Origin of the sequence: Streptomyces rubradiris (genome assembly GCF_016860525.1) — a bacterium.
Classification (GTDB): domain Bacteria; phylum Actinomycetota; class Actinomycetes; order Streptomycetales; family Streptomycetaceae; genus Streptomyces; species Streptomyces rubradiris.
The window spans coordinates 1-26,222 of record NZ_BNEA01000008.1 but is presented as its reverse complement, the minus strand read 5'-3'; the positions used below and the strand labels follow the sequence as shown (position 1 = coordinate 26,222).

The 26,222-nt window shown below is 74.0% G+C and carries 9 protein-coding genes; 7 read left to right on the top strand and 2 right to left on the bottom strand.

The annotated features are described in order from the left end of the window. The first annotated feature begins 139 nt into the window (after positions 1–139). The gene (locus tag Srubr_RS12230) at positions 140–895 is read left to right on the top strand and encodes an alpha/beta fold hydrolase (RefSeq protein ID WP_189999745.1); all 756 of its coding nucleotides are present in this window, start codon (positions 140–142) and stop codon (positions 893–895) included. Here Srubr_RS12230 and Srubr_RS12225 read toward each other — a convergent pair. Beyond that, the gene (locus tag Srubr_RS12225; protein ID WP_189999746.1) at positions 888–16,259 is read right to left on the bottom strand and encodes a type I polyketide synthase; all 15,372 of its coding nucleotides are present in this window, start codon (positions 16,257–16,259) and stop codon (positions 888–890) included. The two genes, Srubr_RS12230 and Srubr_RS12225, sit on opposite strands and share 8 nt — an antisense overlap. Before the next feature lie 41 nt (positions 16,260–16,300). Next, positions 16,301–17,800 (bottom strand): bifunctional 3-(3-hydroxy-phenyl)propionate/3-hydroxycinnamic acid hydroxylase MhpA, encoded by a 1,500-nt coding sequence (mhpA, locus tag Srubr_RS12220; protein WP_189999747.1) that lies wholly within the window; start codon positions 17,798–17,800, stop codon positions 16,301–16,303. Positions 17,801–18,024: 224 nt separating this feature from the next. Between mhpA and Srubr_RS12215 the strand changes: the two genes are divergently transcribed. From Srubr_RS12215 to Srubr_RS12190, 6 genes are all read left to right on the top strand, one after another. Continuing rightward, positions 18,025–21,978: an amino acid adenylation domain-containing protein gene (locus Srubr_RS12215; protein WP_189999748.1), complete on the top strand. Its 3,954-nt coding sequence runs from the start codon at positions 18,025–18,027 to the stop codon at positions 21,976–21,978. After that, positions 21,975–23,204 carry a cytochrome P450 gene (locus Srubr_RS12210; protein ID WP_189999749.1) on the top strand — a complete coding sequence of 410 codons (1,230 nt, stop codon included), beginning with the start codon at positions 21,975–21,977 and terminating at the stop codon, positions 23,202–23,204. Before Srubr_RS12215 ends, Srubr_RS12210 begins: the two co-directional genes overlap by 4 nt. Continuing rightward, positions 23,201–23,950, top strand: coding sequence for a 3-oxoacyl-ACP reductase FabG (fabG, locus tag Srubr_RS12205; RefSeq protein WP_189999750.1), 750 nt, complete (start codon positions 23,201–23,203; stop codon positions 23,948–23,950). Before Srubr_RS12210 ends, fabG begins: the two co-directional genes overlap by 4 nt. Before the next feature lie 82 nt (positions 23,951–24,032). After that, entirely contained in the window at positions 24,033–24,488 is a 456-nt protein-coding gene (locus Srubr_RS12200) for a type II 3-dehydroquinate dehydratase (RefSeq protein ID WP_189999751.1), read from the top strand. Between the two features lie 13 nt (positions 24,489–24,501). Further along, positions 24,502–25,284 carry a thioesterase II family protein gene (locus tag Srubr_RS12195; RefSeq protein ID WP_189999752.1) on the top strand — a complete coding sequence of 261 codons (783 nt, stop codon included), beginning with the start codon at positions 24,502–24,504 and terminating at the stop codon, positions 25,282–25,284. A gap of 223 nt (positions 25,285–25,507) precedes the next feature. Next, the coding region (locus tag Srubr_RS12190; RefSeq protein WP_203854979.1) for an SDR family oxidoreductase at positions 25,508–26,222 on the top strand (715 nt) is incomplete at its 3' end.

The following is a 26,222-nucleotide window of genomic DNA, read 5'->3' as shown; positions in this document are numbered from 1 at the left end:
CGCTCCCGCCGGGCCGCCCTGAGGCGTCGGCGCGGCAGTCGCCGCAGGCGCCTTTGGCGGGAGCGTGTGCCAAAGAGGTCGCGGACCACGGCATCGCGGCAACTCCTCGGTCAACGGCCCTTCTCGAAAGGCAACCCCTATGCACTCTCTGCGGTTCACCGCCGAGTCGTCGTCGAACGGCGTCGTCGAGCGCGATTTCCTCATGGGTGAGGTCCCCGGTGTTCTCTGGTCGCCGGCCGCCGGCGCCGATCGGGCACCCCTGGTGCTGATGGGCCACGGAGGGGGCAACCACAAGAAGCATCCGGCGATGACGGGCCGGGCACGGCGCTTCGTGACCGACGGCGGGTTCCATGTCGCCGTCATCGACGCGCCCGGTCACGGCGACCGGCCGCGTACGGCGCGCGACGAGCAAGAGCTCGCCGCGCTGTCCGAGGCGAAGGCGGCCGGCAGGCCGGAGGGCCCGGATGCCCGGCGCTACAGCATGTATCTGGCGGAGCTGGCCGTGCCCGAGTGGCGGGCGGCCCTGGACTCCCTTCAGGAGCTTGCGGAGATCGGCGCCGATGGACCGGTGGGCTACTTCGGCGTCAACCTGGGCACCGCGATCGGGGTGCCGCTGGTGGCGGCCGAGCCCAGGATCACGGCCGCGGTCTTCGGCCTGCACTGGCCCGATGCCCTGGCGGAGACGGCGAAGCGGATCACCGTCCCGATCGAGTTCGACCTGCAGTGGGACGACGAGGACGTCCCGCGCGAGGCCGGCCTCGCGCTGTTCGATGCCTTCGCCTCGCAGGAGAAGACGTTGCACGCCAATGCGGGCAAGCACCATGAGATGCCCCGGTTCGAGACCGACAGCGCGGTCCGGTTCTTCGCCCGGCATCTTGGCCGGGCGCTCACCTGACCGTCCTGGGCCCGGATCCTCCGGCTTGACTTCGGTGTGACCGGTGAGGGACGGCGACGGGTACGCGGCGCCCGGCCGTCTCGATCAGCTCGACGAGATGTCGGGTCAGCGCCGCGGGGGTCGGGTGGTTGAACACCCCGGCCGGGGTGAGCGCGGTGCCGGCGTGGCTGTTGAGCCGCCGGGCCAGTTCGATCGCCATCACGGAGTCCAGGCCGGACTCGAAGAAGCCGCGCTCGGGCTCGACCGGTTCCTCCGGGTCGAGTCCAAGGACCCCAACCAGCTGCGCCTGCACCAGGTCCAGTACGGTCTTCTCCCGGTCCGCACCGGCCTGCGCACTCAGGAGCTGCGACCACCGGTCGGCCCTCTCCGCGCCGGCCGCCGCCCGGTAGGCGGGCCGCCGCCGCGGCCGGACCAGCCCGCGCAGCAGCGGCGGGACCGGCCGGCCGGGCACGGGCGCGCCCCACTGATCGGGCCGGCCGGGAACCGGGAACTGTTCGGCGGTGCCGATCGCCGCAGACAGCGCCGACAGTCCCGGACCGTCCGCGGACGCAAGCACCGGTACGCGGGCTCCGCAGCTCGCGGCGGCGGCCCGGGCGAGCCCGTCGGCCGCCGCGGTGGCCGCCTGGTCGGCCGGACCGGTCAGTTCGGCCGCCGTGGTGACCACGGCGAACAGGGCGAGTTCCCGGCCCGCGGCGAGTTCGGCCAGGTGCCGCAGCGAGTCGCTGCGTGCGCCGAGGACCGCGTCGAGGCGTTCCGGGTCCAGTTCCCCGAGCGGGGTGCGGTCGGCCGTTTCGGCGGCGTGGACCACGCCGGTCAGCGGATGGTCCGCCGGTATCGCGGACAGCAGGCGGTGCAGCGCGTCCCGGTCGGTCACGTCGCAGGCCACGACGGACACGGAGGCGCTGAGGGCGGCGAGCTCGTCGGCCAGGGCCGCGGATCGGGGGGTGTCCGCGCCCTGTGGGTCCGCCAGGACCAGGTGGCGGACGCCGTGGTCGGCGGCCAGGTGCCGGGCCACGCGGGATCCGGTCCCGTCGGTGCCGCCCACGATCAGGACCGTGCCGTCGGGGTCGAGTGGCCGGACGGCCGGTCCGGCTTCGTTGACGGCCACCAGCCGCGGAACGTGGACGCGCCCGGCCCGCACCGCGGCCTGTGCGGCGTCGGCGGCCAGCACCGGGCCCAGTCCGGCGTCCGGATCCGCGCCCGGCTCGACGTCCACAAGGACGAAACGGTCCGGGTACTCGGCCTGGATGGCGGCGATCATGCCTCGGACGGCCGCGGCGGCGGGATCAAGCACCGCGACGGGCTCGGCCGAAACCGCGTTCCGGGTCCGTACCACCAGCCGGTGGCCGGCCAGTTCGGGCTCGTCCAGCCACGCCTGTGTGACGGCGAGCGCTCGGCGGCAGGCCGCCGCGGGCGGCTCGCCAGGCAGCACATCGAGCACCGCGACCGCCGCGGCCAGAGCGGTGGGATCGAGCAGGTCGTCGTCGCTGTCGACCACGACGGTCCGCGGCGGGCCGGCAGCGGGCTCGTGGTCGAGCGGGAACCAGACGGTCCGCAGCACGTCACCCGGTCCGCTGGGCCGGGGCTCGTGCACCGGCCGCGTCGCGATCCGGCCCGCGGTGAGCACCGGCAGGCCGGACTCGTCGACCGCGGTCAGTGCGATGCCGTCCTCAGCCGGGCGCAGCGCGACCCGCACGGACACGGCGCCGGTCGCGTGCAGTTCGACTTCGCGCCATGAGGTCGCCTCGCCCGTGGCACGGGTCGCGGCGTCCAGGAGCAGCGGGTGGATGCCGAAGCCGTCGGCCTCCTCGCGGAGCTCGTTTGGCAGGATCACTTCCAGGAAGGTCTCCTCGCCTCGCCGCCAGACGCCGCGTACGCAGTCGGGCAGGCCGGCGGGTGTCACCGGGTCGGCGCCGGCCGGCGGCCAGGACAGCGGGCCGGTTCCGGTTTCCGCTGGGGCTGCTGCCGCGGGGCCGGGCGAGAGGACACCGGTCGCGTTCAGGGTCCAGCCCGACCGGTCACTGCCGGTCCGCACCTGCACCGGGCGCCGGCCGGTGAGGTCCGCGCGGGCGACCACGACCTGGACCTGCCGCGCATCGCTCCGGTCCAGCCGGAGGGGTTCGACCAGATCGAGTTCTGCCACCGTGCCGCAGTCCACCTCGTCACCGGCCCGGATGACCAGCTCGATCCACGTCGAAGCGGGAACCGCTCCGGTGAGCCACGGGTGGTTCGCGGACAGCCGGCCGGCGGCCAGCACGCCGCCGGAACCGGGCAGTGCCGCCACGGTGGTCAGCAGCGGGTGGGCCGCTTCGTCCGCGGCCGCGACGGTGCCGCCACGCAGCCAGTACCGGCGATGGTCGAAGGGATGGGTGGGCAGGTCGCGGCAGAGCTCACGCCAGGCCGGCCCGTCGCCGGGGACAACCGCCGACCAGTCGACCGGCAGCCCGATCGCGAACGCCTCGGCCAGCGCGGTCAGCACCTGGCGCGGGCCGCCCTGGTCACGGCGGAGCGTGCCGATCACCCCGACCGGCCGGCCGGTGTCGGCGATGACGTCGAGGATCGACGAGACCAGGCCCGGATGCGGGGACACCTCGATGACGGCCCGCATCTCGGTGGTCACCTCGCGGACGGCCCCTTCCAGCTCGACCGGCCGGCGCAGGTTGCGGAACCAGTAGCCCGCGTCGAGTACCTCGTCCGGGCCGATCCACCGGCTCTCGACCGTGGAGTAGAACCGGCACGAGCCGACGAGTCCGTGTGCGGGGCGCTCGCCGACGCCGTCGAGCTGGGCCAGCATCGGGCGTTCCAGCTCGTCCACGAGGAAGGAGTGGGAGGCGTAGTCCGCCCGCAGTCTGCGGAACCAGATCTCCTGCTCGGCGGCGAAGGCCGCGAGGTGCTCGATGGCGTCGGCCTCACCGGAGACGCCGACCATCGCGGGTCCGTTGACCGCGGCCAGTTCGAGCCTGCCCCCGTACGCCGACAGCAGCTCCTGCGCCCGCGTGCGGCCGACGCCCAGGACGAGCATTCCGCCGGTGGGTGGCAGTGCCGCGGCCAGCCGGGAGCGCACCACGCAGATCCGCAGCGCGTCGTCCAGCGAGAGGAGCCCGGCCACGCATGCCGCGGCGAGCTCACCTTGCGACGACCCGATCACCACGTCGGGCGTGACACCGGCCCTGGCCCACAGCTGCGCCAGCCCGGTCATCATCACGAACGCGGCGGGCTGGACCACGTCGGTCCGGGAGAGGTCGTCGGCGCCGCCGAGCGCTTCCTCCAGTGTCCAGTCGCAGTCGTAGGTGTCGAGCAGTTCCTGGCACCGGTGCACCCATTCCCGGAACTCCGCCGACTCGGCCATCAGTTCACGGCCCATGCCGGCCCATCCGCCGCCCTGGCCGGGGAAGACGAACACCGCGCCGGTGCCCGGCCCGGCCCGTCCGGTGATGACGTCCGGCTCGGTCTCGCCGGCGGCCAGGCTCCGCAGCCGCCGGGCCAGTTCGGCGTGGTCGGCCGCGAGTACGGTGGCCCGTTCCCGGTGCTTCGTCCGGCCGAACGCGAGCGCGGCGGCCAGGTCGGGCAGCGGTGGCCGCCGGTTCTCCACGGTGTCGGCCAGCCGGGTCGCGGCCGCGGCGAGCCGGCCTGGGTCGCCCGCCGACACGGTGAACGGCAGGATGCCTCCCCCGCCGGACTCGGCCGGTCCGCTCGCGGTGCCCCGCCGGGGCGGCTCTTCGAGGATGACGTGTGCGTTGGTGCCGCTGGCCCCGAAAGCGGACACTCCGGCGCGGCGTGGCCGGTCCGGGCGGGCCGGCCACGGCCTGGCCACGGTCAGCAGCCGGACGGTGTCACCGGACCAGTCGACCTCGGTGCTCGGCATGTCCGCGTGCAAGGTCGCCGGCAGCGTCTGGTGGCGCAACGCCAGCACCATCTTGATCACGCCCGCCACACCGGCCGCCGCTTGGGTGTGGCCGATGTTGCTCTTCACCGACCCCAGCCACAGCGGCTGCGCCGTCCCGCGCCTTCCGTAGGTGGCCTGGAGTGCTTGCGCCTCGATCGGGTCGCCCAGCCGGGTGCCCGTGCCGTGTCCCTCGACGACGTCCACGTCGGACGGCGCGAGCCCGGCGGCCGCGAGGGCCCGCTGGATGACCCGCTGCTGCGCGAGCCCGTTCGGGGCGGTCAGGCCGTTCGAGGCGCCGTCCTGGTTGACCGCCGAGCCCCGGATCACGGCGCCCACCGTGCTGCCCTGGGCCTCGGCGTCCGGCAGTCGCTGCAGCAGCACCACGCCGACGCCCTCCGACCAGCTGGTCCCGTCCGCCGACGCGGAGTAGGCCTTGCACCGCCCGTCGGCCGCGAGCCCGCCGGCCTTGGCGAACTCGAGGTACGCGTTGGGCGTCGCCATGACCGTCACACCGCCGACCACGGCGAGCGAGCACTCGCCGTTGCGCAGGGCCTGCATGGCCAGATGCATCGCGACGAGGGAGGAGGAGCACGCCGTGTCGACCGAGATCGCCGGCCCGGTGAAGCCGTACGTGTAGGACACGCGGCCGGACGCCACCGAGAGGGCGCCGCCGGTGACCCGCAGGCCGTCGGTCTGCGGATCACCGCCGTTCATCCCGTAGCCCTCGCCCATCACGCCTACGAAGACGCCGACGTCGGAACCTCGATGGGCGGCCGGGTCGAGCCCCGCGTCCTCGAATGCCTCCCACACGACCTCGAGCAGCAGCCGCTGCTGGGGGTCCATGGCCGTCGCCTCGCGTGGGGAGATGCCGAAGAAGCCGGCGTCGAACTCGGCCGCGTCCGTCAGGAAGCCGCCCGCCTCCACCGGGATGGTGGACAGGTCCCAGCCGCGGTCGGTCGGCACCGCCGACCGGCCCTCGCCGCGTGCGGTCAGCAGGTCCCAGAGCCCGTCCGGGCCCCGCACGCCGCCCGGCAGCCGGCAGCCGATCCCGACCACCGCGATCGGATCGGCCGGGCTCGCCGCCACGGCGGCGCCGGCCGCGGCGGGCGTGTCTGCGTCGGTGAGCCGCTCCCGCAGGAACCGGGCCAGTTCCACCGGCGTGGGGTAGTCGAAGATCAACGACGCGGGCATGGCGAAGCCGGCCGCGGCGCTGAGCCGGTTGCGCAGCTCGATCGCGCCCAGCGAGTCCATCCCGGCGGACTGGAACGGCGCGTCCGGTGCGATGTCCTCGGCCGAGGCGTATCCCAGGATCAGCGCCGCCCTGGCCCGGACCAGGGACAGCAGGGAGCGCTCCTGCTCCGCCACCGACCGGTTGGCCAGCGAGCCCGCCAGGTCACCGGCGCCCGCCGCCTGGCCCGCCCGGCGGCGGACGCGTACCAGATCGCGCAGCAGCGGCTGGACCGGTTCGCCGGTGGCCGCTTCGGCCCGCGCGGCGGCGAGGTCGAGCTTGATCGGTACGAGGTGGGCCTCACCGCTGTCCACGGCCGCGTCGAAGAGCATGAGCCCTTCCTCGGGGCGCAGTGGCGACACGCCGGCGCGGCGCATCCGGGCCCGGTCCGCGTCGGTGAGGTGGAGCGTGATGCCGCTGTCCTGGGCCCACAGGCCCCAGGACAGTGACACGCCGTTGCGGCCGTTGGCGCGCCGGATCGCCATGAGGCCGTCCAGGTAGGCGTTGGCGGCGGCGTAGTTGGCCTGGCCGGCCGAGCCGAGCAGTCCGGCGGCGGACGAGAACGTGACGAACGCGGCGAGGTCGTGGTCGCGGGTCAGCTCCTCCAGGTGGCGGGCGGCGTCCGCCTTCGGGCCGAACACGGCGTCCAGGCGTGCCGGGGTCATCGCGGCGACCAGCCCGTCGTCCAGGACGCCGGCGGTGTGCACGACCGCGGTCAGCGGGTGCTCCGGCGGGATCGCGGCGAGCATCGCCGCCACCGCGTCCCGGTCCGCGACGTCGCAGCTGATCACGGACGTCTCGGCGCCCTGTGCGGACAGCTCGGCCACCAGTGCCTCGGTGCCGTCGGCGGCAGCTCCGCGCCTGCTGGCCAGGAGCAACCGCCGGACACCGCGGGTGCGCACCAGGTGGAGCGCGACGAGAGCGCCGAGCGACCCGGTGCCACCGGTGATCAGCACCGTCCCGTCCGGGTTCCACGAGGCGGGCTCGGCGGCCGGTGCACCGGCCGCCGCGAGGCGGGGAACCCTAAAACCGTCGGTCCTGGCGGCGAGCTGTGGTTCGTCGACGGCCAGTGCCGTGGCGAGGGCCGGTGCCGTATCGAGGCCCGGCTCCACGTCGAGCAGCAGGACACCGGGCATCTCGGCCTGGGCCGCACGGGTCAGGCCCCACACGGCGGCACCGGTCGCGTCGGTCAGGCCGCCGGTCCCGCCGTCGACGGCGCCCTCGGTCCGCACGACCAGCCGGGTGTCCGCGGGGGCGTGGCGCTGCCAGGCCTGGAGCAGGCCGAGAACGTCGGCGAGGACGGCCGCCGGGTGGGAGGTGCCGGTCGGTACGTCGTACACGGCGGCCGTCGGCCGGCCGGGTCCGGCGGCGAGCGCGGCCACGTCCTCGGCGCTGGTGACGCTGACGGCCGCCGGGTGGCCGGGCGGAACCGCCGGGGTGGCCACGGGGTGCCACATCAGGCGGTACATGGCCTGCGGGGGGCGGGCGCCCACGTCCTCGGGGCGGACCGGCGTCGAGTGGACCGAGCGGGCGGACAGGACCGCCCTGCCGGTTTCGTCGGTCGCCCGAAGGCTCCAGCGGTCGTGGTCCAGCCGGGTGAGGTGAGCCCGCAGTCGGCGCGCCCCGGTGGCGTGCAGTACCACCGACTCCCATCGTGTCGCGGCCGAGGCGGGGTCGAGGACCGCCCGGGTCACTGCGTCGAGCAGGGCCGGGTCGAGTCCGAACGTATCGGGCTCCTCCTCGTCGGCGAGCGCGACCTCCACGAAGGTGTCCTCGCCGCGGCGCCACAGCCCGAGCAGCCGCGAGCGTTCGGGGGTCTCCGGGCCGCTCGTGACCTGCTCGGCGCCGGACGGCGGCCACGGCTGCACCGGCCCGGGGTCGGTGACGGCGCCTGCTTCCAGCGTGCCGCCGGCATGCCGGACCCAGTTCTCCTCACTGTCGCGGGCGCCGTAGACCGTGAACGGGCGGCTGCCGCCGTCGTCGGCTCCGACCACGATCTCCAGCCGGACGGTCGTCTCCGCGGGGATCGTCAGCGGGGTCTCCAGCGTCAGGTTTCCCAGTACGCCGTAACCGAGTTCGTCGCCCACCCGCACGGCGAGGTCGACGAGTGCGGCGGCCGGCAGGGTCTCCACCTCGTGCAGCCTGTGCGCGGCGAGCCAGGGGTGGGTCGTGAGCGCCAGCCGGGCCGTGCCGATCAGGCCGCCGGTGTCCGGGACGGGCACGATCGCCGACAGCAGCGGGTGCTCGACCCGGCTCTGGCCCAGGTCGGCCGCGTTCGCCGCACCGGGCGCCGGGGGCAGCCAGTAGTGCCGTCGGTCGAACGCGTACGTCGGCAGCAGCACATCCGGGGCGTCCGCGGGGACGAGCGGATGCCAGTCCATCGGCACTCCCCGCACGAACAGCGCGGCCATCGAGCTGATCATGGTGTCGGGTTCGGCCTGTCCGTCCCGCAGCGCGGGAACGCACACCGGTTCGTACCCGGACCGTGCCGCCGTCTCCAGGATCGGCGCGGACAGGCCGGCCCCCGGCCCCAGTTCGACGAACAGCCGCCCGCCCCGGTCCAGTGCGGTGCGCACGCCGTCGGCGAAGCGCACGGTGCGCCGGACGTGGTCGACCCAGTGGTCGGGGTCGGTGAGGTCGGCTCCGTCGTGGGCGACCACCGCAATCCGGGCCGGACGCCAGACCACGTCCGCGATCGCGGTCCGGAACTCGGCGAGCATCGGGTCCATCCGCGCCGAGTGGAAGGCGTGGGACACCGGCAGCCGGTGCACCTTGCGGCCCTGTTCCCGCAGTGTCCGCACGGCGGCGTCCACCGCGTCCTCGTCACCGGACAGCACGGCCGAGGCGGGGTCGTTCACCGCGGCGAGGGAGACGCCCTCGGTGAGGAACGGCCGGAGCTCCTCCTCCGTCGCGGCCACCGCGGCCATCGCTCCCCCGGCGGGCAGGGCCTGCATGAGGCGGCCGCGGGCGGCCACCACGGTCGCCGCGTCGTCGAGCGACAGCAGGCCGGCGGCGTGCGCCGCGGCGATCTCGCCCACCGAGTGCCCGAGCAGCAGGGCAGGCCGTACGCCCCAGGACTCGACGAGCCGGAACAGTGCGGTCTCGACGGCGAACAGCGCCGCCTGGGTGTAGACGGTCTGGTCCAGCGCGGCCGCCTCCGGGCTGTCCGGCCGGGCGAAGACCACGTCCCGGACGGACCGGTCCGCGGCGCCGGCCAGCCGCTCGTCGAGCCTGGCGCACGCGTCGTCGAAGGCGGCGGCGTAGACCGGGAACCGGTCGTAGAGGGCGCGGCCCATTCCGGGCCGCTGCGCCCCCTGGCCGGGGAAGACGAACACCACGGATGCCCCGGCGCCGGCAAAGGCGGCGCCCACTGCCGTGCCGGGACCGGCCTCGCCCGCGGCGACCGTGTCCAGGCCGGCGAGCAGAGCGTCCCGGTCGGCCGCGGCGACGACCGCCCGGTGCGCGAGCAGCGCGCGGCCGGCGAGGAGGGTGCGGGCCGTACCGGAAAGCGGCACCCCCTGCTCGACGGCGGTGCGCAGCTGTGCGGCCTGGCCGGCGAGTGCCGTCGCGCTCTGTGCGGACAGCACGAACGGCAGCACGGCCGGCGCGTTGTCCCCGTCCTCCTCCGGCGCGGCCGGTTCGGGGATCTGTTCCAGGATCAGGTGGGCGTTGGTGCCGCTGATGCCGAACGACGAGATTCCGGCGCGCCGCGGCCGGTCGGCGTCGGGCCAGGGCCGGCCCTCGGTCAGCAGCCTCACGGCGCCCTCGGACCAGTCGACGTGGGGGGTGGGTTCGTCGACGAAGAGCGTGGGCGGCAGATGCCCGTGCCGGATCGCCTCCACCATCTTGATCACCGCCGTGACACCGGCCGCCGCCTGTGTGTGGCCGAGGTTGGACTTCACCGAGCCGAGCCACAGCGGTCGCTGGGCCGGACGGCCGTGGCCGTAGGTCGCGATGAGGGCCTGTGCCTCGCTGGGGTCGCCGAGCGTGGTGCCGGTGCCGTGTGCCTCCACCGCGTCGACCTCGTCCGGGCCGATGCCCGAGGCGGCGAGAGCGGCCCGGATGACCCGCTGCTGGGCCAGGCTGTTGGGGGCGGTGAGGCCGTTGGACGCGCCGTCCTGGTTGATCGCGGAACCGCGGACGACGGCGAGCGGGCGATGTCCCTTGCGCCGTGCGGTGGACAGCCGTTCCAGCACCAGGACGCCGACGCCCTCGGAGAGCACGGTGCCGTCGGCCGCCGCGGCGAACGCCTTGCACCGGCCGTCGGCGGCGAGTCCGCGTGCCCGCGAGAACCCGGTCAGGCCGACGGGGGAGCCCATGACGGCCACGCCACCGGCGAGTGCCGTCTCGCACTCGCCCTGGCGCAGTGCCTGGGCCGCCAGGTGGATCGCCACCAGGGAGGACGAGCACGCGGTGTCGACCGTCATGGCCGGGCCCTCGAGACCGAACACGTACGACACGCGGCCGGAGGCGACGCTGCCGGCCGTCGCCGTGGTGGTGAAGCCCTCGAACTCAGCCGGTACGCGCGTCAGGTCGCCGAGGTAGTCGTGGATGGACATGCCGGTGTAGACGCCGACGGGTTCGCCGCGCAGCGACGAGGGGTCGACGCCGGCCGTCTCCAGGGCCTCCCAGGTGGTTTCGAGGAGCAGCCGTTGCTGGGGATCCATGGCGGTCGCCTCACGCGGCGAGATGCCGAACAGCCCGGCGTCGAAGTAGCCGGCGTCGTGCAGGAAGCCGCCCTGTCGGGCGTAGGTGGTGCCGGCCTGGTCGGGGTCGGTGCCAAGGAGGCGGTCCGTCTCCCAGCCGCGGTCGGCCGGCAGCGGGGACATGCCGTCCCGTCCTTCGGCCACCAGGTCCCAGAACTCGGCCGGTGTGGTGATCCCGCCCGGCAGGCGGCACGCCATGCCGACGATCACCACGGGGTCGTCGGACGCCGGGAGCGTGTGTCCGGGGGCGTGGAGCGCGGGCGCGGCGGCGCCGGTGGCGGACCCCTGCACCTTCTCGATCAGGTGGCCGGCCAGCTGCCGTGGTGTCGGGTAGTCGAAGATCAGCGTGGCGGGGAGCTTGACCGCGGCCGCCGCGGTCAGCCGGTTGCGCAGTTCGACCGCGGTCAGTGAGTCGAACCCGATCTCGCCGAAGCGGCTGTCGTCGAAGGAGGCATCGAGGTCGGTGATGCCGAGCACGGTCGTGACCTCTGTACGCACGAGCGCGAGGACCAGTTCGGTCTGCTCCTCGCTGGTGAGCCCGGCGAGCCGGCGGCTCAGTGCGCCCCTGGGCTCGTCGGCGCCCGCCCGCGCGGTGGGCCGTGGCGGCCGGACCAGCGTGCGGAAGAGAGCCGGAACGGTGCCGTTGGCTCCCGCCTCGGCCCGGACCGCGCCGAGGTCGAGACCGATCGGCACCAGCAGCGGGAGGCCGGCGCGGATGCCGGCGTCGAAGCCGGCCAGCGCTTCGGCGGGCGGTAGCGGACGTACGCCGCCACGGCTCATCCGGGTCCGGTCGACGTCGGCCAGCCGGCCGGTCATTCCGGTCGCCGGGCTCCACAGTCCCCAGGCCAGTGCCACCGCGGGCAGACCGCCGGCGGCGCGTGCGGACACGATCGCCTCGGCGTAGGCGTTCGCGGCCGCGTAGTTGCCCTGGCCTGCCGAGCCGAAAACGCTCGCGGCCGAGGAGAACACGGCGAAGACCTCGGGCGGGTCGTCGCGGGTCAGTTCGTCCAGCAGCCGCAGTGCCGCCGCCTTCGGTGCGAACACCCGGGCCAGGCGGTGCGGGTCGAGGCCGGTGATGACGGCGTCGTCCAGCACCCCGGCCGCGTGGATGACGCCGGTCAGCCGGTGCTCGGCCGGGACGGCGGCGAGCAGCGCGGTGAGCGCCTCCCGGTCGGTCACGTCGCAGGCGGCCACCTCGACGCACGCACCCAGGTCACCCAGTTCGGCCACCAACTCGGCCATCCCGTCGGCGTCCGCGCCGCGCCGGCCCGCCAGGACCAGCCGGCGTACGCCGTGCTCGCCCACCAGATGCCGGGCCAGCAGCGCGCCGAGCACGCCGGTCCCGCCGGTGATCAGTACGGTGCCGCCGTCGGTGAAGCCGGCCGCGGCCGGTTGCCCGGTGAGGGCGGCACGGCCCAGGCGCGGGGCCAGGACGGCGTCCCCGCGGACCGCGACCTGGGCCTCGCCGCTGGCGAGGCCCGCGGTGACCGCCCCGTCGCGGTCCCCGTCCAACTCCATGTCGACCAGGAGGATCCGGTCCGGGTGCTCGGCCTGTGCCGACCGCACCAGCCCCCAGACCGCGGCACCCGCCGGGTCCGCGACGGGGCCCGACGCCGGAACCGCGCCGCGGGTCACCACCACCAGGGGCACCGGGGCGAGCGCCGGTTCCTCCAGCCATGCCTGCACCACCTCGAGCACCCGGCCCAGCAGCGGCAGCGGCTCGGTCTGCGCGCCGGCGCCGGGTACGACGTCCAGGACGGCGAAGTCCGGGCGGGGCTCGCCGAGTTCGTCGTCCAGCGCCAGCCGGACCACGTCGCCCGAGGTCTCGACGACGGCCTGGTGCTTTCGCGCCGTGGCCGGCGCCGGCGCCGGCGGGGGCAGCGGCGTCCAGTCGACCTGCCAGAGCGAGTGCGGCGTCCGGCCGCCCGGCTGCCCGTTCACGTCCGTGATCGGGAGGGAGACCAGTGATTCCATGGACAGCACCGGCGCGCCGGTGCCGTCCGCGGCGTCGAAGGACAGCGCGTCCGGTCCGCACGGCGCGACGCGGACGCGCAGCGCGACGGCCCCGCCGGCGTGCAGCCGGACGCCGTTCCAGGCGAACGGCAGGACGTTACGGTCGTCCGCGCGCCGGTGGAAGGCGTTCGCGTGCAGGGCGGCGTCGAAGAGCGCGGGGTGGATGCCGAACCGGTCCACGTCGTCCCGGTGGTCGGCGGGCAGCGCGGCCTCGGCGAAGATCTCCTCACCGCGCCGCCACACGGCGGTCAGCCCGGCGAAGGCCGACCCGTACTGGTACCCGCGTTCGGCGAGGCTGTCGTAGAAGTCGTCGACCGGCTCGGGAACGGCGCCCGGGGGCGGCCACTGGCCGAAGTCGAAGCCGCCGCCCGGCGTCTGGTCGTGCGCGTCGGCCTGCAGGTGGCCGGCGGCGTGCCGGGTCCATTCGCCGTCGGCGCGGGAGCTGTGCACCTCCACCCGCCGGCGGCCGGTGGCGTCCGGTGCGCCGACGGCGACTTGCAGGCTGACGGACGCGTCCGCGGCGAGCACCAGCGGCGCCTCGATCACCAGTTCGTCGAGCACCCCGTAGCCGAGCTGGTCGCCGACCTGGATCGCCAGGTCGACGTAGGCGGTGCCGGGCACCAGTACGTTGTCCTGGATGCGGTGGCCGGCCAGCCAGGGGTGGGTCGCCAGGGACAGCCGGGAGGTGCAGACCACGCCGTTGGTCTGCGGGAGTTCCACCACTGCGCCGAGCAGCGGGTGGCCGCTGGTCACCTGGCCCAGCGACTCGGCGCCCGCCGCCGTGGTCGGCATGGTGATCCAGTAGCGCTGGTGGTCGAAGGGGTAGGTGGGCAGTTCGACCCGTACCGCTCCGGCGCCCTCGGGCAGCAGGGCCGGCCAGTTCACCGGCGTGCCGCGGACGAAGACCTCGGCCGCCGAGGCGGCCAGCCGGGCCGGTCCGTCCTCGTCCCGCCGGATCGATCCGACCGCGAGCACGTCCGCGTCCAGCTCGGCCGCGGTCTCGCTGATCGACGGGAGCAGCACCGGGTGGGCGCCGAGCTCGATGAAGACCCGGTGGTCGTGGGTGATCAGCTCGCGGATGGCCGGTTCGAACAGGACGGGCTGGCGCAGGTTGCGGTACCAGTAGTCGGCGTCGAAGGGCTGTTCGTCGCGCCAGCCGGGCTCGACCGTCGAGTAGAACGGTGTGCGCGGTGCCGTGGAGGTGACGGCGGCGAGGTCGGCCAGCAGGGCGGATCGCACACTCTCCACGTAGTGGCTGTGTGAGGCGTAGTCGACCGGAATCCGGCGGAAGCGGATGTCGCTGTCCGCCAGTTGCGCCGCGAGCTCGTCCAGCGCGGTGTCCTCGCCGGCGATCACCACGGACGAGGGGCCGTTGAGCGCCGCCGTCTGCAGGCGCCCTCCCCACGGCTCGATCAGGGTGCGTGCCGCGTCCTGGGACAGTTGGAGCGATGCCATTCCGCCCCCGGCGGGCAGCAGCTCGGCGATCGCCTGGCTGCGCAGTGTCACCACTCGGGCGGCGTCGGCCAGGGAGAGCGCGCCCGAGACGCAGGCGGCGGCGATCTCGCCCTGCGAGTGGCCGACGACCGCGTCCGGGACCACGCCGAGCGATTCCCAGACCGCCGCCATGCCGAGCATCATCGCGAAGCACACCGGCTGTACGACGTCGACACGTTCGAGCGTCTCGGGAGCCTCGCCGCGCAGGACGTCGACCAGGGACCAGTCGACCCAGGGCTCGAACGCCTGCTGGCACTCGGCGATCCGGGCGGCGAAGACCGGCGAGGTGTCCAGCAGCTGACGGCCCATGCCGGTCCACTGGGTGCCCTGGCCGGGGAAGACGAAGACGACCTTGCCGGGGCCGCTCGTGCCGGCCGACCCGCTGATCACTGCGGGCCCGGTGCGGCCCTCGGCCACCTGGGCGAGCCCCGCGCGCAGCTCGTCCCGGGTCCGGGCCACCACCACCGCCCGGTGGCTGTGCACCGCGCGTCCGGTCGTCAGCGCGTGGGCGAGGTCGCCGAGGGCGGTGCTCTCGTCCACGGTGTCCCCGAGCCGTCGGCCGAGGCCGGCCAGCGCGGTGGCGGTCTTGGCGGTGACGACGAACGGCAGTGCCCCGCCGTCGGCGTCCCGGCCGGCCGGGACGGGCTCGGCCGGAACCTCCTCGAGGATCATGTGGACGTTGGTTCCGCTGGCGCCGAAGGAGGAGATGCCGGAGCGGGCCGGGCGCCCGGTGTCGGGCCACGCGCGTCCCTCGGTCAGCAGTTCGACCGTGCCGGGTGACCAGTCGACCTGCGGGGTCGGGGCGTCGACGTGCAGTGTGGCGGGCAGGTACCGGTGACGCAGCGACAGCACGGTCTTGATCACCGCCGCGACGCCCGAGGCGCCCTGGGTGTGGCCGAGGACCGACTTGACCGAGCCGAGGAGCAGGGGCCGCTCGGGGTCGCGTCCCCGGCCGTACGTCGACAGCAGCGCCTGCGCTTCGATCGGGTCGCCGAGCGTGGTTCCCGTGCCGTGCGCCTCGACGGCGTCGACCTCGTCGGCGGTCAGCCCGGCGGCGGCAAGCGCGGCGCGGATGACCCGCTGCTGGGCGGGCCCGTTGGGGGCGGTGAGGCCGTTGGAGGCGCCGTCCTGGTTGACCGCGGAGCCGCGGATCACGGCGAGTACCTGATGCCCGTTGCGCTGGGCGTCCGAGAGGCGCTCGAGCAGTACCACGCCGACGCCCTCGGCCCAGCTGCTGCCGTCCGCCGCGGCGGCGAAGGACTTGCACCGGCCGTCGCGGGCGAGGCCCCGCTGGCGGGCGAATCCGACGAAGCCGCCCGGTGTCGCCATCACGGTCGAGCCGCCGGCGAGTGCCATCGTGCACTCGCCCCGGCGCAGTGCCTGGCTCGCCAGGTGGATCGCGACCAGCGACGACGAGCACATCGTGTCGACCGTGACCGCGGGCCCCTCCAGCCCGAGGCAGTAGGCGACCCGGCCGGAGGCGATGCCGCCGGCGCTGCCCAGCGCGCGCTCGAGGCTGAGGAAGCCCTCCGCGCCCGCGATGTCGGGTGCGTAGTCCTGGTGCACGATGCCCGCGTAGACGCCGGTGGCGGTGCCGCGCAGGCTGTCCGGGTCGATTCCGGCGTGTTCGATCGTCTCCCAGCAGACCTCGAGAAGCTGCCGCTGCTGCGGGTCCATCGCTGTCGCCTCTTGGGGTGAGATGCCGAAGAAGCGGGCGTCGAACTCGGCGGCGTCGTGCAGGAACGCGCCCTGGTCGACGTAGGTCGTACCGGGTGTGTCCGGGTCCGGGTCGTAGAGGTTGGCCAGGTCCCAGCCGCGGTCGGTGGGGAACGGTGTGTAGACGTCGGCGCCTTCAGACACCACACGCCAGAAGTCCTTCGGCCCGGCGATGCCCCCGGCGAAGCGGCATCCCATGGAGACCACCGCTATCGGCTCCGAGGCCGCGGCGAGCAGCTGGCTGTTCCGCTGCTTCAGCCTGGCCGTTTCCTTGACCGACTCGCGCAATGCCCGGATGAGATCTTCCTCAGTGGTACTCACGTCGGTCAACGCTAGGGTCGCGGCGGGGCGGCCGGGATCCCTCAGTCTGACGGGCGGTGCGGCGCCAGCCGGTCCAGCAGTTCCTCCAGCAGCGCGGTCATCGCGCCGGCGGGGGCGGTGCCGTAGACGTGGTAGTCCGGCCGGACCAGAACGGAGGCCGCGCCCCGGTCCCGCAGGTAGCCGAGGTATCCGCTGTCCGTCTGTTCGTCGGCTCCGATGTGGACGACGGTGGCGCCGAGCCTGGACAGCAGGGTGCGCCGGGTCTCGCTGACGGTGCCGGGTTCCTCAGTGGTGATCAGCAGGAAGCCCGCCGGGATCAGGTCGTCGAACCGGCCGGTGCCGATCACGTCACCGGCTCCGGGTCGGAGCAGCCCGGTGGCCAGCGCTGTCGCCTCGGGCGGTGGCGTCCGGCGGCCGCCGCCGTTGGCCAGGATCGCCGCGTCGCGGTCGGCCGCGGCGGCGGGGTCGGTCACGCAGATGACCCGGCCGAGCTTGACGGAGGCGAGGACGGCGGCCTTGGTGTGGCTGCGCCGCTCCAGCGTGTAGGTGTCGAGCAGCCGCTCGTCGGCCCGGCCGCCGAGCACCAGGTCCAGTTTCCATGCCAGGTTGCTGGCGTCGCGGATGCCCGAGCACATGCCCTGGCCGGCGAACGGTGGCATCAGATGGGCCGCGTCCCCGGCGAGGAGGACCCGGCCCTGCCGCCACTGCTGGGCCCACCGGGCATGGGACCGGTAGACCCCGCTGCGCAGCAGTTTCGCCGTCTGCGGCGTGACGCCGTGCGGTGCCAGAAGCCGCCACGCCGTCTCGGCGCTGTCCATGTCGGCGGCGGACTCCCCCGGCAGGCACATGAACTCCCAGCGCCGCCGGTCGGGTCCGCTGCCCACCAGTGTCGTGGGCCGGGCCGGGTCGCACAGCTGCAGGTTGGTCGGGGCGAACTCGCGTGTCTCGTGCAGCAGGACGTCGCACAGCAGCCACTCGAAGGAGAACCCCAGGTCGGTCATCGGCACGGCGGCCAGTTCGCGGACGACGCTGTTCGCCCCGTCGCAGCCGACCAGCCAGCCGGCCCGGAAGGTGTGGGTGGCGCCGGTTTCGTCCTCGGCGGTCGCGGTGACGTCGCCGTCGGTCTGGTCGACGCCTACGACGGTCAGGCCACGGCGCACCTCAACCGTCGGTTCGGCCGCCACCGCGGCGCCCAGAAGCCGCTCCAGCGCGGGCTGGTGCATCGTGTTGGCGTCCGGCCACCCGTACCGGCCGGTGTCGCTGAAGGCGATGTCCAGGAGGACCTGCCCGTCCGCGCCGTGCCACTGGTAGCCGGTCGCGGGCACCGAGATGCCGGGCAGGCCGGCGCCGATCCCCGCCGCCGCCAGCAGCCGGGCGGTCTCCCCGTCGAAGCTGGTGGCCCGGGGCAGCCCGAAGACCTCGCGATGCCGCTCGAGCACGATCACCCGGCGGTTCCGGCGGGCCAGCAGGCTCGCCAGCACGGCACCGCTAGGGCCGCAGCCGACCACCAGAACGTCGGCGCGCGGAGTCAGGGAGGCCATGTCCGGCGACCCTACGGATGCGCCCGGGCGCTTGGCCATCACCCACCCGGACAGTGCGGGCGGGGACCGGGCAGCGGCAACCACTGTCAATGCGAGGGATCTGCGGCGGCCGCCCCTGTACCTAGCGTGGTCCCGCACGCCGTCACGGCACCCTGGTTCGCGCCGACGTCCAGCCTCGCGGCCGGTCCGTCGGCCCGATCGTCAAGCTGCATTGGAGATCACCGTTGCGGGGGCATGATCACTACATCCGCCGGATCCTCGGCCGGCTCGACGCCCATCCTGCCGGCGTTCCCTTCGTGCTCGGAAACGACCCCTTCCCGGCCGAGCGTCTCGCCCGTGCGATCCGCACGACCGCCGGGTGGATGCGCGCGGCCGGTGTCGGCCCGGGCACCTCGGTCGCCGTGCTGACCAGTCCCAACACACCGTCCACCCTGGTGTACCGGTACGCGGTGAACCTCCTGGGCGCGACGGCGGTCCACATTCGCGGGGTGAACGCCGCGGACCCTCAGGACGAGTTGGGTCCTCGCGTCCAGGCGGAGATTCTCGCCGGGCTGCGGCCGAGCGTGCTGGCGGTGGACCAGGACAACCTCGACCGTGCGCGCGAGCTGCGTGCCGCGGCCGGATCGGCGTTCGCCCTCGCCGCCCCGGGTCCGTACGGACCGGATGTTCTGGACATGAGCCGCCCCTTGGAGTCGCCGTTCGACGACGCGACGGCCGAGCGGGCGGAGATCGCCGTGGTGACGTTCACCAGCGGATCGTCGGGACGGCCCAAGGGCGTCTGCTGGCCGTTCGACGTGAAGGACGACATGGCCTCGGCGGCCGCCGGGGCCCAGCCGGCGGTCTGTCTGATCACCGGGACGCTGACCCACTCCAGCGGTTTCTCGGCCGATGACGCGATCATCGCCGGGGGCAGTGTCGTGCTGCACCACGGGTTCGACGCCGAGGCGGTGCTCCGAGCCGTCGAACGGCACCGCGTCACCCGGCTCGTCCTCGCCTCTGCGCAGGTCTACGCCCTCACCGAGCATCACGCGTTCGACGACTACGACCGCTCCAGCCTGCGCGAGGTGTTCTACACCGGGAGCCCGGCCGCGCCGGAGCGGCTGGCGGCCGCCGCCAAATCGCTCGGCCCGGTGCTGTTCCAGGTCTACGGCACGAGCGAGACCGGCATGATCAGCCTGCTCACCCCACAGGATCATCTGGACCCCGACCTGCGGCGCACGGTCGGCCGGCCCCCGGCGAACGTCCGGATCACCATCCGTGATCCGCGAGACCACGACCGGCTCCTCCCGCCGGGCGTCTCCGGCGAGATCTGCTCGTCCGGGCGCTGGGCGATGAGCCACTACTGGAACGACCCGGAGCAGACCGCGCGGACGGTCCGCGACGGGTGGGTGCGCACCGGCGACATCGGACGGCTCGACGAGTCGGGATACCTGACCCTCGAGGGCCGCCTCGACGGGGTCCTGAAGGGTCACGGTGTCCGCATCCACCCGGAGGCGATCGAGCGCGTGCTCCTCGAACACGCCGACGTGGCCCAGGCCGCGGTGTTCGGGATCGAGGACGAGGATTTCCTGGCGCTGGTCCACGCGGTGGTGACGCCGGCGCCCGGCTGCACGCCGCGGCCGGCCGACCTGGGGGCGTACGTGGCGGACGCGCTCGGTGACCGCCATGCTCCGGTGGACATCGAGGTCAGGTCCGAACTGCCGCTGCTGGGATCGGCGAAGCCGGACCGGAACCTGCTGCGCGAGCAGGCGCTGGGCGCGCGGTTCTGGCACGCGTCGCTAGGGGGGGTCGACGGTGATTCCCTGCTCCGGGACAGGCTCGCCCGGCCGGGCGACGACACGTTGGGGGCACCCGCACTCCAGCGGCGGATCCCGGATTTCCCGTCCGCAAAGAACACGCTGCTCGGAGTCTGGGCGGTCCTGCTGCACCTGCTGGGCGCCGGCTCGCCGGTCGTCTTCGGGGCCGGGCCCCGGCCGCTGCTGGTGGCCGTCGCGCCGGGCGAGGAGATCGGCGCCGTCCTCCACCGGGTCGAGGAGGCCGTGGCCGCCTCGGCCGGGCACGCCCGGCTGGGACCGCGGGGGCGGGCCGAACTCGACGCCGCGGCAGACACGTTGTTCGACACCGCGCTCACCTTCACCCGTGTCGGGGACCCGCCGCCCGGCCCGGCCCGGCCGCTCACGGCCGAGCTCAGGGTGGGCCACGACGCGGGCGATCTCGTCCTGACCCTGGTCACCGACCCGCGGCGGATCGGCGCGGACTGCGCCGGACGCCTCCTCGAGATGGTCCTGCGCCTGCTCGGGGCATTTCGCGAGGCGCCCGGCCAGCCGGTCGCCTCGCTGGACCTCCTCGACCCGGCCACCCGCCGCCAGGTGCTGCAGGAATGGAACTCCTCCCGGCAGGAGCAGCCCGCCGCGACCCTGGGCCGGCTGTGGCAGGACGCTGCGGACGCACACGCCGGACGGCCGGCCGTGGAAGAGGCCGGCGTCACCACCTCGTACGCCGAACTCGACCGCCGTGCCGGCCGGCTCGCGGCGGCCATCGCGCAGGCGGGTGCGGCGCCGGGCCGGATGGTGGCCCTCCTGCTGCCGCGGTCCCTGGACCTGATCACCGCGCTCCTGGCGACCGTCCGGACCGGCGCGGCGTTCGTCCCCATCGACCCGGGATACCCGCCAGAGCGGATCACGGCGATGCTGGAGGACTGCGACCCGGTGGCGGTCTGCACGACGGCGTCGGCCGACATGCCCTCGACCCGTCCCTGGCCGCGCGTCCACCTGGACGGGCCGGAGGCCGGCGAGCCGGCGGGCGGGTTTCCCCGGGTCGCGCCCGACGTGGCCGATCCGGCGTACGTCATCTACACCTCCGGCACGACCGGCCGGCCGAAGGGCGTCGTGGTCACCCACGCCGGGCTGGCGAACCTGGCCGCGGCCAAACGCGAGGGCCTGGGACTGGACAGCACCGCCCGGGTCCTGCAGTTCGCCTCACCGAGCTTCGACGCGTTCGTCGCCGAGCTGTTGGGCGCGTTCACCTCGGGGGCGACGGTGGTCGTGCCGCCGCAGGGCCCCCTCGCCGGAGAACCGCTGACGGCGGTTCTGACCGAGCGCCGGATCACCCACGCCATCCTGCCGCCGGTGGCACTGTCCAGCATGGACGGCGCCGCCGGCGCACTGCCCGGGCTCCGCGGCCTGATCAGCGCGGGCGAGGAGTGCCCGGCCGAGCTGGCCGCGCGCTGGTCGCAGGGCCGCCGGATGGTCAACGCCTACGGGCCCACCGAGGTCACCGTCTGCGCCACTCAGAGCGGGCCGCTCACGGCAGACGGCCGGCCTCCGATCGGACGGCCCGTCGCCGGTGCCCGCGCCTACGTGCTCGGCCCCGGGCTGCAGCCGGTGCCACCCGGATTCCGCGGCGAGCTCTACATCGCGGGCCCCGGCGTCGCCCGGGGTTACCTCAACCAGCCCGCCCTGACAGCCGTACGCTTCGTGGCGGACCCGTTCGGCCCGCCCGGCAGCCGGATGTACCGCACCGGCGACATCGCCTCCTGGCGCGCCGACGGCAACCTGGACTTCCACGGCCGGGCCGACGACCAGATCAAACTGCGGGGCTTTCGGATCGAGCCGCGCGAGGTGGCGGCGGTGCTGGAGGAACTGCCCGCGGTCGCCCGTGCGGTGGCCGGCGTACGCGAGGACCGTGGCGGCCGGGCCCGGCTGATCGCCTGGGTCGTGCCCGCCGACGGGGAGGCACCCACCCCCGAGCGGCTCCGGGAGCACGCGGCACGCCGGCTGCCGGAGCACATGACGCCGACGGGGTACGTCCTCGTCAGTGCCCTGCCCATGACGCCGAACGGCAAGCTGGACCTGGCCGCGCTGCCCGCGGTCGCCGAGCGGGACAGTCCCCCGCCCGCGGCGGCGCGGCCGGCCCTGCGCACGCCGGCGGAACGCGCGCTGGCCGCCATCGTCGGGGAGCTGCTGGGCGCCACGGACGTCGGCGCCGACAGCGACTTCTTCGCGCTCGGCGGCGACAGCATGCTGGCCATCTCGCTGATCCGGCGCGCCCGCGAAGCGGGTCTGGCCCTCTCCCCCAAGGAGATCGTGGGAAACCCCACGATCGGTGCCCTCGCCGCGGTGGCCACCTCGCTGCCGTCCCCGCCCGCCCAGACGCCTCACGTGGAAGGCCGCCGATGACCCGCCCCGTAGTCAGCCCTGAGCTCCTGGATTCGCTCGACCTCGCCGACCCGGTGCTGCACGCCGAGAACGAACTCTCCGAGGTGTGGCGCCGGCTCCGGCAGGAGCGGTCCCACTACTGGCATCCGGCGCGGGGGGACCGTCCCGGCTTCTGGGTCTTCACCCGCTACGCCGACGCGATGGCGGTCTACCGGGACAAGGAACACTTCACCACCGAAGGCGGCAACGCGCTGGCGACCCTGCTGGCCGGCGGCGACTCGGCGTCCGGCTCGATGCTCGCGGTGACCGACGGCGACAAGCACACCCAGCTGCGCAACGTGCTCAACGCGGCGTTCTCCCCTCGCCGGCTCAAGACCATCCGCACGGCGATCCGGCGGACCATCGACGACCTGATCCGGGCGGCGATCGACAAAGGCGAGTGCGATTTCGTCCACGACGTGTCCGCGAACGTCCCGCTGGGTGCGATCTGTGGCCTGATGGACGTGCCCGAGGCGGATCGCCGCTATCTGCTCGGGCTCACCTCGCACGCGTGGAGTTCCGACTACGCGGACGCCCCGCCGCAGGAGAGCTGGCAGGCCAAGAGCGAGATCCTGCTCTACTTCGCCGACCTGGCGCACACCCGGCGCGGCAGTGACGCCGACGACGTGGTCAGCCTGCTGGCCAACTGCCGCATCGGGGGCGGGCCGTTGAGCGACGCCGACCTGATGTCCAACTGCTACGGGCTGATGATCGGCGGCGACGAGACCGGACGGCATGCCATCTCCGGCGGTCTGCAGGCACTGATCGAGTGGCCGGACCAGTGGCGGGCGCTCAAGGAGGGCACCGTCGGCCTCGACACCGCCGCCAACGAGGTGCTGCGCTGGACCGTGCCGTCCCTGCACGGCGGACGCACGGCGTCCGGGGACACCACGGTGAACGGCCAGCCGGTCAAGAAGGGCGACATCGTCAGCGTCTGGATCTCCTCGGCCAACCGGGACCCCGAGGTCTTCGCCGACCCGGACCGCTTCCTCCTCGACCGCAGGCCGAACAAGCACCTGACCTTCGCCTTCGGCTCGCACCTCTGCCTGGGGCACACGCTGGCACGCATCGAAGTGGAGGAAATCCTCGACTCGTTGCGCACGCTCGTGTCGTGCGCGGAACAGACCGGGCCGGAGCGGTGGATCTACTCCAGCATCCTGCACGGCATGAGCTCCCTGCCGGTCACGCTGACGCCCGAGCCGGCGTGAACCGCGTCGCCATCGTCACCGGATCGGCCCGGGGCATCGGTGCCGCGGTGGCCGGCAGGCTGGTCGGGGACGGCATCGACGTCGCCGTCCTCGACGTGGACGTGACGGCCGCGCAGAGCACGGCCGCCGGCCTGGTCCGGGCGGGCGGCCGCGCCGGGGCCATCGGGGTCGACGTGAGCGACGCCGACGCGGTCAGCACGGCGGTCGACGAAGTCGTCGACCGGTTCGGGCCGCCCTGCATCCTGGTCAACAACGCCGGCATCACCCGGGACAACATGGTCTTCTCCCTCTCACCGGCCGACTGGGACCTGGTCATCAACGTGAACCTGCGCGGCACATTCCTGATGACGCACGCGGTCGCCGAGCACATGGCCAAGCTCGGCTGGGGCCGCGTGGTGAACCTGTCGAGCATCGCTGCGGTCGGCAACCCCGGCCAGGCCAACTATTCGGCGGCGAAAGCCGGAATCGAGGGCCTGACCAAGACGCTGGCCCTGGAACTCGGTCCGCTGAACGTCACAGTCAACGCCGTGGCGCCCGGCTACGTGGCCACCGAGATGACCGCGGCCCTGGCGGCGCAGGCCGGCCGGACGGCCGAGGAACACCAGGCGCAGGCCGCGGCGACGATCCCGCTGCGCCGGGTCGGCCGGCCGGAGGACATCGCCGACGTCGTGGCCTTCCTGGCCAGCGACCATGCCTCGTTCGTGTCCGGCCAGATCATCCATGTCGCCGGCGGACCGGTCTGCTGACCGGCTCCTCCGCCCGACCGCGCACCCCGAACACCGAACACCGATACGCCGATACGCCGAAGGCCGAAGGAGACTGCCCCCTGTGACCACCGTGCTCCTGCTCAACGGGCCCAACCTCGGAATACTCGGAGACCGCGAACCGGAGATCTACGGCTACGACACCGTCGACGACATCGCGAAATCCGTCGCCGACGAGGTGGCCGAGGCCGGCTGGCAGGTCGTCGCGATCCAGGACGACCACGAAGGAGGCCTGGTCCAGGCGGTGCACGCGCACCGCAGGTCGACCATCGGCGCGATCGTCAACCCCGGCGCGCTCATGATGGCCGGGTGGAGCCTGCGCGACGCGCTCGCCGCCTATCCCGCGCCGTGGATCGAGGTGCACCTGAGCAACGTCTGGGCCCGTGAGCGCTTCCGCCACGAATCGGTCCTGGCCCCGCTGGCCAGCGGGGTCGTCGTGGGTCTCGGCGCGTTCGGCTACCGCCTGGCCGCCCGGGCGCTGCTGGAGCTGTGCGGCCCCGATCCCACACACCAAAGCTAGGGAGGCACCCGCGATGCCGGAGTCATCGGCGCACCTGAGGGCCTGGCTGCGCCGCTTCAGCCCGGCCGGGGACGCGATGTCCCTCCTGGTCTGCCTGCCGCACGCGGGCGGATCGGCCAGTTTCTTCTTCCCGCTCGCGCGAGCGCTGGCCCCCGAGGTCGACGTACTGGCCGTGCAGTACCCGGGCCGGCAGGACCGCCATCACGAGCCGAGCATCGACAACCTCCCGGAACTGGCCGACCGGATCACCGACGCGGTGCGGCTCGTGGACGACCGGCCCCTCGCCCTGTTCGGACACAGCATGGGGGCGCTGCTGGCGTACGAGGTCGCCCTGCGGCTGGCCGCCGACGGGCTGCCCGCACCGTCCCGCCTGTTCGTCTCCGGGCGCCGGGCGCCGTCCCGGTACCGGGACGACCGGTTCCACCTGTCCTCGGACGGTGACGTCCTCGCCCACCTGCGCCGGCTCGGCGGTCCCGGTTCGACGGCACTCGACGACCCGGAGATCCGGGCGATGGCCCTCCCCCTCATCCGCAACGACTACCGTGCGGTGGAGACCTACCGGCATGATCCGTCCGCCGTCCTGGACTGCCCGGTCACCGTACTCACCGGCGACCGCGACGCACTGGTGAGCCCGGAGGAGGCGCACGCCTGGGCCGGGCACACGACCGGGCCGACCGACGTCGTGACACTGCCCGGCGGTCATTTCTACCTGGCCGACCAAAACGAGCAGGTCGTGGCGCTCCTTCGTCGGCGGCTCGCGGCCGTCACCGCGCAGCAGACACCGCGTCTGCGGTGAGGACGGTGAGGAGCGCTCGGTGCCGCGGATCCGCCCGCGGGCCCGCGCTTATCGAGCCCGGCGGCCTTCCTCCGTGCGTCATCTACGCGGCGGTGATGCGCCGTTGACGTCCCAGAGGGTCTGCGCGGCCGGGCGAAAGCCGCGTACCGTGGCTCTCCGTCAGGTTCTCAGTACTGTATGGCCGTTCGTTCGAACGTCGACCCGCCGATCCTCTGGAGGAGTCTTGTCCGTTCTTGTCACTGGTGCGTACGGCGATGTCGGCAGCCATGTGGTGGCCGGGCTGTTGTCTGCCGGAGTCCCGGTCCGCGGGACCAGCCGGACGCCGCGCACCGGCGAGTCGCCGGATGGCGTCGAGATGGTCCGCCTCGACCTGGACGAGCCGGAGACCTGGCCGGCGGCGCTCGACGGCGTCAAGAAGGTCTTCCTGTACGCCCATGCGGACCGTGTCGCCGATTTCGCCGGTGCGGCGCGGGCTGCCGGGGTGGAGCACATCGTGCTGCTGTCCTCGGCCGCCGTGGTCGATCCCGCCACCCGGCACAGCCGCAGCGCGGTGATGCACTCCGCGGTGGAGGAAGCGCTCCGGGAATCCGGGATCGCCTGGACGTTCCTGCGTCCCACCACCTTCGCCACGAAACAGCTTCACCTGGCGCCGGCGATCCGGTCCGGGGAAGTACTGCGGATTCCCTTCCTGCAAGCCCCCACCGCGTCGATCCACGAACGCGACATCGCCGACGCGGCGGTCTGCGCGCTGACCGGTGCCGGGCACGAGGGGAAGGGGTACTGGCTGACCGGGCCGCAGGCCCTGACGCAGCAGGAGCACATCGAGGTGATCGCAGCGGTGACCGGGCGGCCGATCGAGGTGGTCGACCTGGCTCCCGAGGACGCCGAGCCCAAGCTCCCGGAGTTCTTCATCCGGATCATGACCGAACTCATGAACA